Origin of the sequence: Borrelia crocidurae, assembly GCF_000825665.2 — a bacterium.
Classification (GTDB): domain Bacteria; phylum Spirochaetota; class Spirochaetia; order Borreliales; family Borreliaceae; genus Borrelia; species Borrelia duttonii.
The window spans coordinates 452,876-455,011 of the sequence record NZ_LN609267.1; the positions used below are offsets into that span (position 1 = coordinate 452,876).

Below are 2,136 nucleotides of genomic sequence, written 5' to 3' on the forward strand. Positions count from 1 at the left end.
TACTATGATAAACAATACAGTAAAGATAGTTAATCGTATTAAAAATACTTCACACAAATCCAAATNATATATTATTAAATTAAATGATGTTAATTCCTAAAGAAAATATTTATTCAAAAATTGAAGTAAAAAAATCAATTTTCTTATCATACATTTTCCCTCTTCTACTAAGAACGAAATAAACAAAATACATAAGAATATAACATCCAAATTTAAAACTGCAACTCATGTTGTCCATGGATTTAGAATTGGAAACTTAAATTCATTCACAAATGGAATGAGTGATGATAAAGAACCTAAACATACAGCTGGAAAACCCACTTTAGAAGCCATATTAAATAAAAATTTAACAGATACTCTTATTATTACAGTACGATATTTCGGTGGCACTCTACTTGGAAAACAAGGCTTAAACAAAGCATATTCTAAATCAGCATACGAAGTAATAAATAAAACAAATTTAATAGAAAAAGAAGAAAATGAAATATTATCTCTTAATCTAAACTACAATCAATACAATTTACTAATACGAATGCAAAACAAAATTGGAATTAAAATTATAGATGCAAGCTTTTTAGATAAAATACATACTAAAATACAATTTAACATAAAAAACAAAAACAATATCCTTAAATTTTTACAAGGAAATTCACTTCTATAATTTTATTTACGTTTAATTAATTTAACTATATAACTTTATCCCAATTTAGACATTAAATCAAACTAAATGCTTATATTGTAGATATTGTTTAATTTACTAATTAACTATTTAGAAATAATTTTTCACATAGTATAATTTTTATTATTTATGTTTTAAAATAGAATATTATCAAAATACACAATAAGAGAAAATTTATATGACAATAATATCAATTATTAATCAAAAAGGTGGGGTAGGAAAAACAACTAGTGCTATAAATATAGCCTATGCAACAACATTATTACACAAAAAAACTCTATTAATAGATATTGACTCACAAGGAAATACTAGTAGTGGAGTTAACATTGCCAAAAAAGAAACTAAAAATTCAAGTTATGAACTTATTTATAAAAAGAAAAAAATTAAACCTATCAAAAATTTCAACTTAGATATCATTCCTTCAAGTCTTAAATTAGCATTACTTGAAAAAGAACTAATAAATGAAATTGCAAGAGAAAATTTTTTAAAGAATGCATTAGAACAATATAAAAAAGATAATTATGATTTTATTATTCTTGATTGTCCTCCCACCCTGTCAATACTCACAATCAATGCTCTTGTTGCAAGTAAATACCTATTAATACCAATAGAAACAGAATTTTTTGCATTTGAAGGAATAAATCTATTACTAGATACAATAACAGCTGTGAAACAGATTAACAAAAATCTAGAAATTGCTGGGGTATTTATAAATAAATACGATATTAGAAATAAAAGCAAAGAAAAATATATAGATTTATTACAAAAAGTATTTAAAGAAAAATTTTTAAATACCAAAATAAGAAAAAATATAAGTATTTCCAAATCTCAAGAAGCAAATATCCCAGTACATGTTTATAACAAAGAAAGCAATGCAGCAAAAGATTTTTTAGCACTTACAAAAGAAATAATTGAAAAAATAGAAGGTAAAAATGTCAGATAATCTAGATACCCTAATGACCTTAATGGGGCAAAAGTTAAATAAAAATCAAAACAACGACAATAATTTAACCAAACAAGAATTAATAGTCATTCAAAATAAAAATTTCAAATATGAAAACTTAGATCAAGAGATAGCCAATTTTTTAAAAAAGAAACAATATGAAATCTTTAACATATTTCACAATACATACACAGAAATTGGAAGAATACTAAAAGAAGCACAAGAAAAATTACGTGGAAGCAACCAATATGACGGACTTTTTTATAAATGGTTTACTAGTATGGGATTTAAAAAAGACAAAGTCTATTCATTAATATCACGATATGAATTGCTTGTCGAAAATTCCGATAAGCAATCCATAATAAAAAATTTACCACTATCATTATCATATGAAATTTCTAAAAAATCATGTCCTACTAATTTAAAAATGGAAGTTCTTAATGGAAAGATAAAAACTTTAAAAGAATTTAAATCACGTCATCAACAAAACAACAACAATAAAAACAATACAAAA

Annotated in this window: 2 protein-coding genes and 1 pseudogene; all 3 read left to right on the forward strand. The window is 23.4% G+C overall.

Going from position 1 to position 2,136, the window contains the following annotated elements; all coding sequences use genetic code 11:
* Window positions 1–83 precede the first annotated feature (83 nt).
* Window positions 84–661: pseudogene (locus BN1173_RS02180) on the forward strand (YigZ family protein).
* A 196-nt stretch (window positions 662–857) separates the two neighbouring features.
* Window positions 858–1,622 carry a ParA family protein gene (locus BN1173_RS02185; protein ID WP_014696289.1) on the forward strand — a complete coding sequence of 255 codons (765 nt, stop codon included), beginning with the start codon at window positions 858–860 and terminating at the stop codon, window positions 1,620–1,622.
* The coding region (locus BN1173_RS02190; protein ID WP_040236345.1) for a hypothetical protein at window positions 1,612–2,136 on the forward strand (525 nt) is incomplete at its 3' end. The genes BN1173_RS02185 and BN1173_RS02190, both read left to right, overlap by 11 nt.

Coding starts and splice junctions, on each gene's coding strand:
- BN1173_RS02185 (WP_014696289.1), top strand. CDS start 858: ATGACAATAATATCAATTATTAATCAAAAAGGTGGGGTAGGAAAAACA.